This is a genomic window from Dissulfurirhabdus thermomarina, assembly GCF_012979235.1.
Classification (GTDB): Bacteria; Desulfobacterota; Dissulfuribacteria; order Dissulfuribacterales; family Dissulfurirhabdaceae; genus Dissulfurirhabdus; species Dissulfurirhabdus thermomarina.
The window spans coordinates 56,037-70,256 of sequence record NZ_JAATWC010000007.1 but is presented as its reverse complement, the minus strand read 5'-3'; the positions used below and the strand labels follow the sequence as shown (position 1 = coordinate 70,256).

16 protein-coding genes and 1 tRNA gene are annotated in these 14,220 nt (G+C 70.5%); 9 read left to right on the top strand and 8 right to left on the bottom strand.

Annotated elements, in window-relative coordinates; all coding sequences use genetic code 11:
* Positions 1-80: 80 nt before the first annotated feature.
* Positions 81-329 (bottom strand): selenite/tellurite reduction operon protein ExtJ, encoded by a 249-nt coding sequence (extJ, locus tag HCU62_RS08700; RefSeq protein ID WP_163298152.1) that lies wholly within the window; start codon positions 327-329, stop codon positions 81-83.
* Positions 330-562: 233 nt separating this feature from the next.
* Between extJ and HCU62_RS08695 the strand changes: the two genes are divergently transcribed.
* The gene (locus HCU62_RS08695; protein WP_163298153.1) at positions 563-2,014 is read left to right on the top strand and encodes an ATP-binding protein; all 1,452 of its coding nucleotides are present in this window, start codon (positions 563-565) and stop codon (positions 2,012-2,014) included.
* 28 nt (positions 2,015-2,042) lie between these two features.
* Here the strand turns inward: HCU62_RS08695 and HCU62_RS08690 are convergent, their stop codons facing one another.
* The 3 genes from HCU62_RS08690 to HCU62_RS08680 all read right to left on the bottom strand — a co-directional run bounded on the left by HCU62_RS08690 (position 2,043) and on the right by HCU62_RS08680 (position 5,193).
* Entirely contained in the window at positions 2,043-2,492 is a 450-nt protein-coding gene (locus HCU62_RS08690; protein WP_163298154.1) for a tetratricopeptide repeat protein, read from the bottom strand.
* 133 nt (positions 2,493-2,625) lie between these two features.
* Positions 2,626-3,552: a manganese-dependent inorganic pyrophosphatase gene (locus HCU62_RS08685; protein ID WP_163298155.1), complete on the bottom strand. Its 927-nt coding sequence runs from the start codon at positions 3,550-3,552 to the stop codon at positions 2,626-2,628.
* A gap of 207 nt (positions 3,553-3,759) precedes the next feature.
* On the bottom strand, positions 3,760-5,193 hold the full coding sequence (locus HCU62_RS08680) for a flagellar assembly protein A (RefSeq protein ID WP_163298156.1): 1,434 nt from the start codon (positions 5,191-5,193) through the stop codon (positions 3,760-3,762).
* Between the two features lie 130 nt (positions 5,194-5,323).
* Here HCU62_RS08680 and fsa point away from each other — a divergent pair, with 130 nt between their 5' ends.
* The 7 genes from fsa (at position 5,324) to HCU62_RS08645 (ending at position 10,713) form a co-directional block, all read left to right on the top strand.
* On the top strand, positions 5,324-5,971 hold the full coding sequence (gene fsa / locus HCU62_RS08675) for a fructose-6-phosphate aldolase (protein WP_163298157.1): 648 nt from the start codon (positions 5,324-5,326) through the stop codon (positions 5,969-5,971).
* A gap of 3 nt (positions 5,972-5,974) precedes the next feature.
* Positions 5,975-6,577, top strand: a complete 603-nt coding sequence (locus HCU62_RS08670; protein ID WP_163298158.1) for a lytic transglycosylase domain-containing protein — start codon at positions 5,975-5,977, stop codon at positions 6,575-6,577.
* Between the two features lie 116 nt (positions 6,578-6,693).
* Positions 6,694-7,128, top strand: coding sequence for a 50S ribosomal protein L13 (gene rplM / locus HCU62_RS08665; protein ID WP_163298159.1), 435 nt, complete (start codon positions 6,694-6,696; stop codon positions 7,126-7,128).
* Positions 7,129-7,141: 13 nt separating this feature from the next.
* The gene (rpsI, locus tag HCU62_RS08660) at positions 7,142-7,534 is read left to right on the top strand and encodes a 30S ribosomal protein S9 (protein ID WP_163298160.1); all 393 of its coding nucleotides are present in this window, start codon (positions 7,142-7,144) and stop codon (positions 7,532-7,534) included.
* 94 nt (positions 7,535-7,628) lie between these two features.
* Positions 7,629-8,669 (top strand): N-acetyl-gamma-glutamyl-phosphate reductase, encoded by a 1,041-nt coding sequence (argC, locus tag HCU62_RS08655; RefSeq protein ID WP_163298161.1) that lies wholly within the window; start codon positions 7,629-7,631, stop codon positions 8,667-8,669.
* Between the two features lie 13 nt (positions 8,670-8,682).
* On the top strand, positions 8,683-9,492 hold the full coding sequence (gene truA / locus HCU62_RS08650) for a tRNA pseudouridine(38-40) synthase TruA (protein WP_163298162.1): 810 nt from the start codon (positions 8,683-8,685) through the stop codon (positions 9,490-9,492).
* 3 nt (positions 9,493-9,495) lie between these two features.
* Positions 9,496-10,713: a pyridoxal phosphate-dependent aminotransferase gene (locus HCU62_RS08645; RefSeq protein ID WP_163298163.1), complete on the top strand. Its 1,218-nt coding sequence runs from the start codon at positions 9,496-9,498 to the stop codon at positions 10,711-10,713.
* Positions 10,714-10,926: 213 nt separating this feature from the next.
* Here HCU62_RS08645 and HCU62_RS08640 read toward each other — a convergent pair whose 3' ends face one another.
* Both HCU62_RS08640 and HCU62_RS08635 read right to left on the bottom strand, forming a co-directional pair.
* Positions 10,927-11,220 carry a PxxKW family cysteine-rich protein gene (locus tag HCU62_RS08640; protein ID WP_163298164.1) on the bottom strand — a complete coding sequence of 98 codons (294 nt, stop codon included), beginning with the start codon at positions 11,218-11,220 and terminating at the stop codon, positions 10,927-10,929.
* Between the two features lie 38 nt (positions 11,221-11,258).
* Positions 11,259-11,345, bottom strand: a tRNA-Leu gene (locus HCU62_RS08635).
* 115 nt (positions 11,346-11,460) lie between these two features.
* Here HCU62_RS08635 and HCU62_RS08630 point away from each other — a divergent pair.
* Entirely contained in the window at positions 11,461-12,423 is a 963-nt protein-coding gene (locus HCU62_RS08630) for a bifunctional riboflavin kinase/FAD synthetase (protein WP_163298165.1), read from the top strand.
* A gap of 61 nt (positions 12,424-12,484) precedes the next feature.
* On the opposite strand, the gene HCU62_RS08625 is transcribed toward HCU62_RS08630, so the two are convergent.
* Complete coding sequence (locus HCU62_RS08625; protein WP_163298166.1) at positions 12,485-12,670, bottom strand: 4Fe-4S dicluster domain-containing protein; 186 nt, start codon at positions 12,668-12,670, stop codon at positions 12,485-12,487.
* Between the two features lie 90 nt (positions 12,671-12,760).
* Complete coding sequence (locus tag HCU62_RS08620; RefSeq protein WP_169755570.1) at positions 12,761-14,182, bottom strand: cobyrinic acid a,c-diamide synthase CobB; 1,422 nt, start codon at positions 14,180-14,182, stop codon at positions 12,761-12,763.
* Positions 14,183-14,220: the final 38 nt, after the last annotated feature.

Sequence of the window (14,220 nt, the reverse complement as noted above, 5' to 3'; positions counted from 1 at the left end):
ATGCTCGCAACGCCATCAAAAAAGGGGGAAGGCCGATGGCCCTCCCCCCTCGAAACCTTATTGACCGTGCCCGGTCGGCCTTAGCAGCCCTCGATCTTCTTCCGGGCCTTCTTGACCTTCCCGTTCTTCACGGTGACCTCGTCGCCGACCTCGAACTCCTTGGCCTTCTTGACCTCGACCTTCATCTCGCCGCACTTGGCGGAGTCGATCACCAGGGTGTTGCCCTCGACGGCCGTCACCTTGCCCTTGCACTTCTTGGCGATGGCAACCCCGGCGACACCCAGGGCGAACACCAGACTCAAGACCAGGCTCAAAATCTTCTTCTGCATGCGTCTCCTCCTTTGGCTCGGCTTCTTCGACCCGGCTGGGCCGCATAATGGAAAACCCGAAATTCCACGTTACTATGACGGCAATTTACGGGCGTGTCAAGTTGGTGTATAGGAAGCATGCGAGGGAAAAAGGGAGGAAGAACGACCTTTCACCCAGCCGCCCCCCGCCGCTGTACAAGGGCCGGAACGGTCCCGGCGCCGCGGGGGGAGACGCAGGGGAGACCGGGCGGACCATGGCGGAGCAGGACCTCGAACCGGCGGGCGGCACACGTTACCCGGCGCGGCTGCTGCTGGAGCTGGCGGCCCAGATGAACCGGGCCTTCCTCCGGGCGCGTGACCTCGAGGGCATCCTCAGGGCCGTCCTGGTGGGGGTCACCGCCGGGGAGGGCCTCGGCTTCAACCGGGCCTTCCTCCTCCGGGTCCTCCCCGCGGAGGGGATCCTCGCCGGCGAGATGGCCGTGGGGCCGGCGAGCCGGGAAGAGGCCGGCCGGATCTGGCACGAGGTGCAGCGCCGCCAGCTCTCCCTCTTCGACCTCATCGACCACTCCGGGGAGACACCGGTCGCCCCGCCCCTGGGAGAGACGGCCCGGGCCATCCGGGTCCCCCTGGCGGAGCGGGGACATCTCCTCGTCCGGGCCCTCCTGGAGAACCGGGAGGTGCTGGCGGGCCCCGGCGCCGAGCCGGCGCCCGAGCCCCTGGCCCGGCTCCTCGGCACCGGCCGCTTCGCGGCCGCGCCCCTCTCCTCCGCCGAGGCCCCCTACGGGCTCATCCTGGTGGACAACCGCTACACCGGGCGCCCCATCACGCCCGAGGACATGGAGGCCCTCCGGTTCTTCGCCGGCCTCGCCTCCCTGGCAGTGGACAAGGCCCGGACCTGCGAGGTGCTCGGCGCCCAGCTTCGGGAACTGGCCCGGATGAACGAGGAGATCGAGCGGAACAAGGACCTCCTGGTCCAGGCGGAACGCTATGCCGCCCTGGGCCGCATGGCGGACCAGCTCCTCCACGAACTCCGCAACCCCGTGGCGGCCATGGGCGGCCTGGCCCGCCGGCTTCACCGGGAGGCGGCGGACGGCACCCGCCTGCATGCCGATGCGATCTTGCAGGAATGCCGCCGGGTGGAAACGATCCTGGACCGCCTGATGGACTTCGCCGAGCCGCCGCCCGGCCTCCGCCCGGAACGGGTCCCCCTCCACGGCCTCGTCCACGAGGTCCTGGTGCTCCTCCGGTCGGAGATGGAGCGGCGGGGCATCTGCTGCCTCACCCGCCTCGATCCCGGGGAGCCGGCCCCCGACCTCGACCCGGAACAATTCCGGCGCTGCCTCCTGAACGTGCTGAAGAACGCCCTGGAGGCCATGCCGGGGGGCGGCACCCTCACCGTGGGCACCCGGATCGTCGGAGACCGGGTGGAGATCCGGGTCTCGGACACGGGCCCCGGCCTCGCCCGGGGCCACCTCTCCCAGGCCATGGAGCCCTTCTTCACCCTGAAGCCCGGGGGAATGGGCCTCGGGCTCGCCGTGGCCAAGCAGATCATGGAACGCCACGGCGGCAGCCTCCGCCTGGCCTGCGAGGGCCCGCCGGGGGTCACCGCCGTCCTCACCCTGCCCCTCGCCCGGACGACGCCGGAAGGGCCGCCGGGGCCGCCGGGGCCGCCGCGGCGGGCGCCCGCCGCGGGCCGCCTCGCCTGAGGCCGGCGAGCGGGCGCCGTCCCGGGCGCTACATGTCCACCCAGCGGTTGGCCTTCATCTGCTCCTTGCGGAGGTTCATGGCGTGGCTGGTATCGGCGGCGGCGCTCTCCTCGTCGCCGAGCCGCTCGTAGAGCTGCCCCCGGATGTAGTAGGCGGCGGCATAGGCGGGATCGAGGTCGATGGCGCGGGAGACGGCCTCCACGGCCTCCTCCAGCCGATCCATCTGCATCAGGACCGCCGCGTGGTGGTAGTGGAAGCGGGGGTTTTCGGGATCCAGGCGGAGGGCCTCCCGGAGGTCCGCCAGGGCGCTCTCCCGGTCGCCGAGCCGCAGCCGGGAGATCCCCCGGGCCTGGTAGGCCTTGGCGTAGGCGGGGTCCATCTCCAAGACCCGGGTGAAGATCTCGATGCTCCCCTCGAAATCCTCGTCCATGAAGCGGAACTGCCCGTCGGCGAAGAGGTCGTCGATGTCCGTGGCCATGGGTGCTCGTGCCTCCTGCGATAGGGTGACGCGAAGAACATAAGGCGGCGGGTCGACCGGGGCAAGCCCGGCCGAAAAAGACGGGGCCGGGCACAGGCGGCCCGGCCCCGGTGGAATCGTCCGCAGGGACGGATCAGGCGCCGAAGGCCTTCTGGAGCGGCGGCACCATCTGCTTCTTGCGGCTCATGACGCCGTCCAGCCAGACCGAGCGGCCCTGGAGGGCGGTCCCGAAGGCCTTGTCCACCACCCCGGGGTCGTCCGTGGCCGCCAGCAGCTCGGTCCCTTCCTTCATGATGTCGGTCAGCATGAGGAAGACGCTGTGGCGGTTCCCCTCGGCCTTGACCTTCTCCATCTCGGCGTAGAGGGCGTCCTTCATGTCGGCCACGAGGTCGAGGGAGACCAACTCGAGCTGGCCGATGCCCACGGTCTTGCCACCCATGTCGAAGTCCTTGTAGTCGCGGAAGATGAGATCCCGCGGCGCCACGCCCTCCACGGCGCTCTTGGCCTTGGCCATCTCCATGCCCCAGGCCATCATGTCGGAGATGCCGGCGATCTTGGCCAGGGCCTCGGCGGCCGCCTTGTCGTCGGGGGTGCAGGTGGCGGACTTGAAGAGGACCGTGTCGCTCAGGATGGCCGACAGCATGAGCCCCGCCACCTTCTCCGGGATGGGCTTCTTGTAGAGGTCGGTGTAGAGCTTGTAGAGGACCGTCCCGGTGCAGCCCACGGGCATGGCGCAGAAGAAGATCGGGTTGCCGGTGGTGATGTCGCCGATCTTGTGGTGGTCCACGATGGCCATGAGCTCGCCCTGGTCCCAGTTGTCCGGGGCCTGCTTGATGTCGCTGTGGTCCACCAGCATGTACTTCCGGCCGCTGACGTCGGTGACGAGCTCGGGGGCGGCGTAGCCGAACTTCTCGAGCACGAGCGCGGTCTCGGGGTTGAGCTCGCCCTGCCGCCCCGGGACGGCATCCACGCCCAGGGCCTTCTGCAGCTCGGCGAAGGCGATGGCGGCGGTGACGGAATCGGTATCGGGGCTCTTGTGGCCAAGGATGATGACGGACATGGTGCGAATCCTCCTCGTATTGAATGTATGGCGGCGGACCGGCGATGAAAGCCGGCTCATGCCCCCGGAGCGGCCGGGGGGCCTCTTCGGGGCACTCCTGGCAAGGGTAACCGTGCCTTGATGTAGCACACCGCCCCGACTTTGCCAAGTCCCGGGCGGCAATCACTGAACGGCGCCTCAGGAAGCGGCGGCGGCGGGACAGGCGGGCTAGCCCGCCTGGATGGGGGCCACCTGGACCTCCCCGTCGCGGAACCGGAACTCCACGGGCTGTTCCACGTTGCGGTCCAGGTGGAGGCGGACGTCCTTGATCTCCACCACGGTCTTGGCGTAGGCCTTGACCAGGGCGCGGGCACGGGCGTCGCGCTTGTTCACGAGGTGGGGCTCCATCTCGGCCAGCAGCCGTGTGGCCTCGCGGAGCCGCGCCTCGATCTTGGGGCGGAGATCGGTGAGGCGGTCCTTGATGAACTTGGGCTTGCGGCCGAGGGGCCCCTTGGCCTCCATGGCCGCCAGGGCGGCCAGGCCCTTCTTGACCTCCTTGAGCTTCGCCCCCCACGTCTCCACCTCGGCCACGACCTTCTCGTAGCGCTCCTCCAGGGCGAGATCCCGGCCCACCGAGATCCGGGTGGGCACGTTGGCGGAGGTCCCGAACACCTTGGCCTCGAGGGAGCCGCCGGCATAGACCGCGCCGCCGGCGATCTGCCCCTTGCCCTCCACCACCTGAACGTCCCCCCGGACCCGGCAGGTGGCGTCGAGCACGTAGTCCTTGACCTCCATCCGCCCCCCCACGGTGACATCGGCATACTCGATGCTTTGGCAGGTGAGCACCCCGCCCACCTTGATCACGGTCTTGGCCGCCCGGATGATGCCCCCCACGTCGAGGCTCCCCCGGACCTCCACGTGGGCCCCGTCCTCGATGTCCTTCCCGACCTCGAGGTCCCCCTCCACCTGGACGCGGAACCCGTGCTGGACGGACCCAGATATCTTCATGTGCCGGCCGATGAACTCGATGTGGCCGGTGCCGGCGTCCACGTCGCCCTCCAGGGTCCACTCGTCCCGGACGGAGATCTTCCCCTCGCCCTCGAGCTCGATCTTCCCGCTGAGCGCCGCTACCATGGTCATCCCGTCCTGGGAGATCTCCACCCCGGCCCCGGGCTTGAAGGCCGCGTACTGGCCGGGCTTTGCCGGGATCTCGCCGCCGAAGACGTCCTGCCCCGGGACACCGGGGGTCGGCGGGACCTTCCGGGCGATGGTCTCCCCCTCCCGGACGTTCACCACCAGGTTCAGCATGTTCGGGTCCACGTAGAGCGGACCGGCATCCGGGTCGCCCTCGCCCTCCTCGGGCGGGCGCATCACCGGGCGGCCGTCGGGGAGCCGGACCAGGTACTCGATGGTGCCGTCCTCGCCCTTCTCCGGCGGGGTCCCCCGGGCCACCACCCAGCCGTCCCGGGTCCGCTCCGGCACGGGGAGGCGGCCGTGGACGATACCGGCCTCGTCGAGCACCTGGGGCAGCACCCGTTCCAGCTCCGGGGTGAGTTCCCCCTCCACCGGGGACGCCACCGCCTCCATCCGGTCCTTGGAGACCTTGAGCTTGAGGGCGCCGTCCAGGACGAAGACACCGTTCGTGAGTTCTTCCGGGGTCATGGGACCTCCTTCTCCATACCCTTATCGGCCGCCGTGCCGGAATCCTGTACGGGGCACCCGGCTTTCCTTCCCCCGGGGGATTTGGTAGGCTGGACCATCCATCCCCAGCGTGCCGAGAGGAGGAGCGAGGATGCAATTCTTCATCGATACCGCCAACCTGGACGAAATCCGCGAAGCCGCCGACCTCGGGATGGTGGACGGCGTCACCACCAACCCCTCCCTGGTGGCCAAGGAGGGCTGCCCGCTGGAAGACCGGATCCGGGAGATCTGCCAGATCGTGGACGGCCCGGTCAACGCCGAGGTGGTGAGCCTCGACGCCGAGGGCATGGTGACCGAAGGCCGGCGCCTGGCCCAGATCGCCCCCAACGTGGTGGTCAAGGTCCCCATGACCCCCGAGGGCCTCAAGGCCACGCGGCGGCTCGCCGGGGAGGGCATCCGCGTCAACGTGACCCTCGTCTTCTCGCCGCTCCAGGGGCTGCTGGCCGCCAAGGCCGGCGCGGCCTACGCCAGCCCCTTCGTGGGCCGGCTGGACGACATCTCCCAGGACGGGATGGACCTCATCCGGGACCTCGCCCTGATCTACGAGAACTACGCCTACGACACCGAGATCATCGTGGCGAGCGTCCGCCACCCCGTCCACGTGCTGGAGGCGGCCCGCATCGGCGCGGACATCGCCACCATCCCCTTCAAGGTCATCCGCCAGCTGGCCTCCCACCCCCTCACGGACCGGGGCCTCGAAAAATTTTTAGCCGATTGGGAGAAAGTGCCGAAGAAGTGATTGATGGAACGCCGCACCGGACATGACGGGTGGGGAGTGGTGTCTCCCGCCGCCGCCGCGCTGGCGGCCCTCGTGATCGTGTCGGCGGCCGCCGCGCCCGCCCTGGCGGGGGGGCTCTACGCCTACGTCGACTCCCGCGGCGTGCTCCACGTCACCAACGTCCCCACCGACCCCCGGTACCGGCCCCTGGAGGCGGCAAGACACCGCCGCTGCAGGGAGCGCCTCGACGACCTCATCACGAGGGCGGCCCGGGCCCACGGCCTTGACCCCGCCCTCGTCCGCGCGGTGATCCACGCCGAGTCCGCGGGCAACCCCCTGGCCCGATCCCGGAAGGGGGCCATGGGGCTCATGCAGCTCATGCCGGAGACCGCCGAGGAGGTCGCCGTGGCCGACCCCTTCGATCCCGCGGCCAACATCCGCGGCGGCGTCGCCTACCTCAAGAAGCTCCTGGACCGTTTCGGCGGCAACGTGGTCCTGGCCCTGGCCGCCTACAACGCCGGCCCGAACCGCGTGGAGGCGGCGGGCGGCGTGCCGCCCATCCCCGAGACCCGCGCCTACATCCGGCGGGTCATCCAGCTCTGGGAGCGCTTCCGCCGGACCTCCTGACCCGGCGGGCCGACGCCCCTCCCCTTGACAACCCGGCCCAATTCTTTTATGAACCGAGCTTGCCTTGCGTCGAAGGCTCGGCCTTCGGCCCAACCTACTGAGGGGAACCCGGATCCATGAAGACACCGTTGCCCAAGGTGAACGACATCCAGCGGAACTGGTACGTGGTGGACGCCGACGGGGAGGTCCTGGGGCGCCTCGCCTCCCGAATCGCGACCCGTCTGCGGGGCAAGCACAAGCCCATCTTCACCCCCCACCTCGACACCGGCGACTTCGTCGTCGTGGTCAACGCCGAGAAGGTTCGTCTCACCGGCGGCAAGCTCGACAAGAAGCTCTACCGGCGCCACACCGGCTACCTCGGCGGCCTCAAGACGGCCACCGCCCGGACCATGCTCGAGAAGCGGCCCGAGGAGGTCCTCCGCCTGGCGGTCCGCCGCATGCTCCCCAAGAACCGGCTCGGCCGCCGCCAGCTCAAGAAGCTCAAGATCTACCGGGGGCCCGAACACCCCCACCAGGCCCAGAAACCCGAACCCCTCCGGTTCACGCCGTAAGGATCCAACCACCATGGCCGAAGCCAGATACTACGCCACCGGAAAGAGGAAGACGGCCGTCGCCCGCGCCTGGCTGACCCCGGGCAACGGCGAGATCACCGTCAACGGCAAGTCCTTCGACGAGTACTTCGACGTCGAGACGGCCCGCATCGTCGCGGAGCAGCCCTTCGTGCTCACCGGCACCCTGGGCAAGTTCAATGTCCAGGCCACCCTCAAGGGCGGCGGGAAGAACGCCCAGTCCGAGGCCCTGCGGCACGCGGTGGCCCGGGCCCTCCTGGCGGTCAACGACGACTACCGAGGAACGCTCAAGAAGGCGGGCCTCCTGACCCGCGACGCCCGCGTCAAGGAACGCAAGAAGTACGGCCTGGCCGGCGCGCGGAAGCGTTACCAGTACTCCAAGCGCTGATGGGCACGACCTCTGCACCCGCCCGGGGGGAAGGCACGCCTTCCCCCTTTTTCGTGGGGCCGGTTCCGGGCCCGCCGTCCGCGGAGGATCGAACATGCTGAAGGTGGCCATCGTCGGGGGATCCGGCTACACCGGCCTCGAATTGCTCCGCCTGCTGGCCCGGCACCCCGAGGTGCGTGTCACGGCGATCACCTCGCGCCGGTACGAGGGCCGGGAGGTCACCGAGGTCTTCCCGTCGCTCCAGCCATACCGGGGACTCGCCTTCACGGCCCCGGAGCCGGCGGCCCTGGCCGGGCAGGCGGAGTTCTTCTTCACCGCCGTGCCCCACCAGGCCGCCATGAAGGTGGTCCCCGGACTCCTCGCCGCCGGGGGCCGGGTGGTGGATCTTTCCGCGGACTTCCGCCTGCGGGACCGGCAGACCTACGAGGCGTGGTACCAGGCCCACGAGGCCCCCGAGCTCCTGGACGAGGCCGTCTACGGCCTTCCCGAGGTCTACGGGCCGCGCATCGCCGCCGCCCGCCTCGTGGCCAACCCGGGCTGCTATCCCACCAGCGCCCTGCTCCCCCTCGTGCCCCTCTTGCGGGAAGGGCTCGTGGCCCCCGAGGGCCTCGTCATCGATTCCAAGTCCGGCGCCAGCGGGGCCGGGCGGGGGGCCTCCCTGGCCACGGCCTTCTGCGAGGTGAACGAGGCGTTTCGTGCCTACAAGGTGGGCGAACACCGGCACACCCCGGAGATCGAGCAGGAGCTGTCCGCCGCCGCCGGGCGGCCCGTGGTGGTGAACTTCACCCCCCACCTCGTGCCCGTCTCCCGGGGGATCTTCACCACCATCTACGCGGATCTCGCCCGGCCGGGGACCGGCACCGCCGAGATCCTCGCTTGCCTCGAGGCCTTCCACCGGCCCCACCCCTTCGTCACGGTCCTCCCCGAGGGAACGCTGCCCAACGTCCTCCATGTCCGGGGCGGCAACGCCTGTCACATCGGAGCGCGGGTCGACCCCCGGACCGGCCGGGTGATCCTCCTCTCCGTGATCGACAACCTCGTCAAGGGGGCCGCCGGCCAGGCCATCCAGAACCTCAACCTCATGGCCGGCCTCGACCCCGCCTCGGGCCTCGACATCACCGGCCTGTGCCCCTGACCCGCAGCGGCCCATGGTCCGCCGCCGGCTCAAGCTCGTCCTGAGCTACCACGGCGCCGCCTTCCACGGGTGGCAGCGGCAGGCGGCGGGCCGCCCCACCGTCCAGGCGGCCCTGGAGGCGGCGCTCTCCCGGATGACCGGGGAACGCAGCACCGTGGTGGGGGCCGGCCGCACCGACGCCGGCGTCCATGCCGCCGGCCAGGTGGCCCACTTCGAGACCCGGGCCGCCATCCCCTGCGATGGGTTCCGAGAGGGGCTCAACAGCCTGCTCCCCGCCTCGGTGGCCGTCCTCGGCGTGGAAGAAGCCGCCCCCGACTTCCACGCCCGCTACGACGCCGTGGCCAAGACCTATTCCTACCGGGTCCTCGTCGCCCCATCCAAGGCGCCGCTCTGGGAGGACCGGGCCTGGCGCCTGCCCAGTCCCCTGGACATCGAGGCCATGCGGCAGGCCGCCGCCGCCCTCCTCGGCCGGCACGACTTCGCCGCCTTCCAGGCCAGCGGGAGCAGCGTCAAGACCACCGTCCGCACCCTCTACCGCTGCCGCATCGAGGTCCTGGAACCCGGGGCCCTGGCCGTCCCGGCCCCGGGACCCATCGTGCACTTTTCGGTTGCCGCCGACGGCTTCCTTCGTTATATGGTCCGAAACATGGTGGGAACGCTCGTGGAGGTCGGCAGCGGGCGGCGGCCGCCCGACGACCTCCAGCGGATCCTCTCCGGGGGCGACCGCCGCCTCGCCGGCCGGACGGCGCCGGCAGAGGGGCTCTGCCTGGACCGCGTCCACTACCACGGCCCGCCGCCCCGGCACGACACACTCGAGGACTAGGACATGCCAGATTCCGCGCCCCTCCGGCTCGCCCAGCGCGTCACATCACTCAAGCCCTCCCCGACGCTCACCATCAACGCCAAGGCGAAGCACCTCAAGGCCCAGGGAGTGGACCTCGCCAACCTCTCCGCCGGCGAACCGGACTTCGACACCCCGGAGCACATCAAGGAGGCCGCCGTCAAGGCCATCCGCGACGGCTTCACCAAGTATACCCCGGTGGGCGGCATCCCCGAGCTCAAGGAGGCCGTCATCGCCCGCCTCGCCGAGGACTACGCCGTCACCTACCGCCCCGAACAGATCCTCGTCTCCACGGGCGGCAAGCAGGCCCTCTACAACATCGCCCAGGCCCTGCTCGACCCCGGCGACGAGGTGATCATCCCCGTTCCCTACTGGGTCTCGTACCCGCCCATCGTGGAACTGGCCGGGGGTGTCCCGCGATACCTGGAGACCCGGGCCGAGGCCGGCTTCGACATCGACCCGGCGGCCCTGGAGGCCCTGGTGGGGCCGCGGACCCGGGCCATCATTTTGAACAGCCCGTCGAACCCCACGGGGTGCGTCTACTCCCGCGCCACCCTCGCCGCGGTGGCCCGCGTCGCCGCCGCGCACGGCCTGGTGGTGATCTCCGACGACATCTACGACCGGATCCGCTTCGACGGCCGCCCCCCGGAGAACATCCTCTCCGTGGCCCCGGACCTCGCGGACCGCGTGGTGCTCGTCAACGGTGTGTCCAAGACCTACGCCATGACGGGGTGGCGGATCGGCTACATGGCCGGCCCCGAGGCCCTCGTCAAGGCCGCCACCCGCGTTCAGGGGCAGAGCACGTCGAACCCCAACTCCATCGCCCAGATGGCGGCCCTGGCGGCCCTCACCGGCCCCCAGGAGTGCGTGGACCGCATGACCGCCGCCTTCCGGGAGCGGCGGGACTTCATCACCCGGCGCCTGAACGCCCTCCCCGGCGTGACCTGCCCCGAGCCCATGGGGGCCTTCTACGCCTTCGCCGATCTCTCCGCCTACCACGGCGCGCGCGCCGGGGACCGGGCCATCGGCGACAGCCTCGCCATGACGGACTACCTCCTGGACGAAGCCCGCATCGCCTCCGTCCCGGGCGTCGCCTTCGGTGACGACCGGTTCGTCCGGTTCTCCTACGCCAGCGACTTGGCGACCCTGGAAGCGGCCCTGGCGCGGCTGGAGGCCGCGCTGGGGAGACTCACGCGCGGCTGAGAGGCCCGCTCGGGACCGCCCCACGCCATCAAGCTGATTCTTCGACCTCCGCGTAAGGCACGGGGTGAGGATATCGGGAACGCGCCGGGCCGAGCGCCGCCGCAAGGACGAGGACATCCGAAGCAACACGGCAGCCCGGGACGTTGTGCGACGCCACCAAAAAGGCCCGCCTCCGAGGAGGCGGGCCTTCCGGCGCCGCGGGCCGAACCCTGCTCAGCGGCGGCCGCGGGCGGCGCGTTTGGCGGCCTTGAGGGGGTTGATCTTCTTGCCGGCGGCGTCCTTGGCCACCTCGGGCCGCGCGTGGGTGGCGAAGTTACAGACCCCCCGGCGCCACTTCGCGGCGGGATGGGGATAGACCGCGCAGAAACGACCCTCCTCCCGCTGGACGATCCGCCCGCACCCCTCGCATTGTTCCACGACCTCGAAGCAGGCCCCGCCCAGAAAGGTGCACCCCTTCGCCGTCATGAACCCGCATTCGTCCCCCGGTCTCTTGGTGGTACATTCCATGTCGTTCTCCCGGCCGCCGACACCGTCGGCGTGCGATGTGGTGCCGAAGGGGAGATTCGAACTCCCACGGGCATACACCCACTAGATCCTGAATCTAGCGCGTCTACCAATTCCGCCACTTCGGCCCGGCGAAGGCCTATTAAATAGGCCCATCTTGCGCTTGTCAAGGCCCTGGGGTAGCTTCAGGCGGGCCGTTTGCCAGGGCCGGAGCCGGCCCCGGCAGGGCCCCCGGAGCCGCGCATGCGCATCTACCAGGACTGGCGAAACCTCAAGGGCGTCTTTCACCGCCCCGCGCTCACCATCGGCAACTTCGACGGGGTTCACCTGGGGCACCGGGCGCTCTTCGACAAGGTGGTGCAACTGGCCCGGGCCGGGGGGGGAGAGGCCGTCGCCATGACCTTCGAGCCCCACCCGCTCCGCGTCCTCCGGCCCGATTCCCCGCCCAAGCTCATCTCGACCCTGGAGCAGAAGATCGAGCTCATCGAGCGCGCCGGCATGGACGCCCTGGTGTGCCTGCGCTTTACGCGGGAGCTGGCGGCGACCACCGCCGACCGGTTCGTGGACCTCGTCCTCGTGGAACACCTGGGCATCCGGGACCTGGTCATCGGCTACGACTACGCCCTCGGCCGCGGCCGGGAAGGCGACCGCGACTTCCTCCGCCGCAAGGGCGAGGCCCTGGGCTTTGCCGTCCACGTCGTCCCGCCCGTGGTGGTGGACGGCATGACCGTGAGCAGCACGCTGGTCCGGCGCCTGGTGGCCGAGGGAGAGATGCGGAAAGTCCGCCGGCTCCTGGGCCGCTACTACCAGATCCGCGGCACCGTGCAGCGAGGCCGGCAAAGGGGCGGGCCCGAGGTCGGCTTCCCCACGGCCAATCTCACCATCTCCGAGGAGGACCTCTGCCCCAAAAAGGGCGTCTACGTCGTCCAGGTCCTCCACGAAACGGCCTGCTACGGAGGCGTCCTCAACATCGGCTTCAACCCCACCTTCGGCGACGGCCGGCTCTCGGCCGAGGTGCACATCTTTGACTTCGACCGCGACATCTACGGCCACCCCATCAAGGTCAACCTCATCCAGCGCCTCCGCGACGAGCGCCGCTTCCCCGGCCCCGAGGCCCTGGCCGCCCAGATCCGCCAGGACATCGAGGCCGCCCGCCGCGTGCTCGAACAAGAGAAAGGGCTCCGCCAGGCCTGCCTCGAAGGCTGAAAAAAGGAGGGCCGGCGCCACGGCGCCGGCCCAGCTTCGTGCCGTTGGACAGATCCGGGCTCTAGACTTCTTCCACCGTGATCGCGCCCACGGGGCAGACCTCGACGCAGGTCTCACAGCCGAGGCAATCCTCACCCCGGGCGATGACCGGCTTGTCATCCTCGAAGTCGTACACCTGCGCCGGACAGGCGTTCACGCATTCCTCGTCGCCCTGGCACTTGTCGTAGTCGATGGTGATCTGAAACATGTCGATTCCTCCTCAGTCGGGTCTTTGGTGGGGCCAAGGGCCCGGTTTTCACCGGGCTCCGTATCATATAGACGATGATTCTCCGGCTTGTCAAGCCGAAGACCCGGAGGCCGCCGCGTGCCGGGCCTCCCGGGCGGCGCGGAGGAGCCGGGCGGCCCACGCCGGCTGCCCGAGGGCATGGACGTGGGTATAGGTGCCGAAGACGGTCCCCCGGCAGAGGCCGTCCCGCTCTCCGTCGAAGCCGCTCCCCCGGAGCACCCTGCACGCAAGCCGCTCGCCGGCCTTGGGCTGAAGGGGAACGGGCCGGGAATAATGGAACTCGTGGCCGGAGATCTCCTCCCCGGGCGCATAGAACGGGGTCGGCCGCTCCACCCGGAGCCGGCTGTACCCGTGTCCTTGCGGCCGCCCCTCCAGGACGAAGTCCCAGTCGATGACGCCCAGCATGGGGAAGGTCCGGCCCCGCCACTCGATCCGGCGCCCGAGGTACATGAGCCCGCCGCATTCCGCGTAGACCGGCAGGCCCGCCGCCACCCGGCGGCGCAGCCGCTCCATCAGCTCCGCGTTCCGGGCGAGGCGCTCCCCCTGGGTCTCCGGGAAGCCGCCCCCGATGTAGAGGAGGTCGATGTCGGGCAACCGGCGATCCGCGGCAAGATCCAAGAAGACCAGCTCCGCGCCCCCGTCCTCCAGGGCCTGGAGGTTCTCCGGGTAATAGAAGTTGAAGGCGGCGTCCCGGGCCACCCCGATGCGGAGCCCCCCGCCCGGCCGGCCCGAGGCCGCCCAGGGCCGCGCCTCCCCTGCCCCCGGGTCGAAGGGCCCCGCCCCTTGCGCCAGCTCCAGGAGGCCGTCCAGGTCGACCCGTTCCGCCACCGCCTCGGCGAGCCGGTCCAAGGCCCGATCCGCCTCCGGATGCTCGGCAAGCGGGGTCACGCCCAGGTGCCGCATGGGGAGGGGATCGGCGTCGAGACGGGGAAAGGCCCCGAGGACCGGGAGGCCGCCGTAACGTTCCACCGCGTCCCGGAGGACCCGGACGTGGCGCGCACCGCCGGTGCGGTTGAGGATCACACCGCCCACGGAGAGATCGGGGTCGAAGTGCCGGACCCCCTGGACCACGGCGGCGGCGGTCCGGGTCATCTTGGCGCAGTCGAGGACCAGGACCACCGGCGCCCCGAGGAGCTTGGCGAGTTCCGCCGTGCTGTAGGTCCCGGCGGCGTCGACCCCGTCGAAGACGCCGCGGTTTCCCTCGACGAGGGCCAGGTCCGCCGGGCCGGAGCGGGCCGAGAAGGCGGCCCTCAGCCGCTCCGCCGGGACGAGGTAGGGGTCCAGGTTGCCGCAATCCGCGCCGGCGGCGAAGGCGAGCCACGCGGCGTCGATGTAGTCCGGCCCCTTCTTGAAGGGGGCCACGGCGAGGCCGCGGCGCCGCAACGCCCTGACCATGCCCAGGGTGAGAACGGTCTTCCCGGACCCGCCCCGGATGGCGGCCACCACCAGCCTGGCGATCACCCGGTCGGCCATGTCCCGGCGCTCCTCCCCGGCCGGCGCCCGGGGATCCA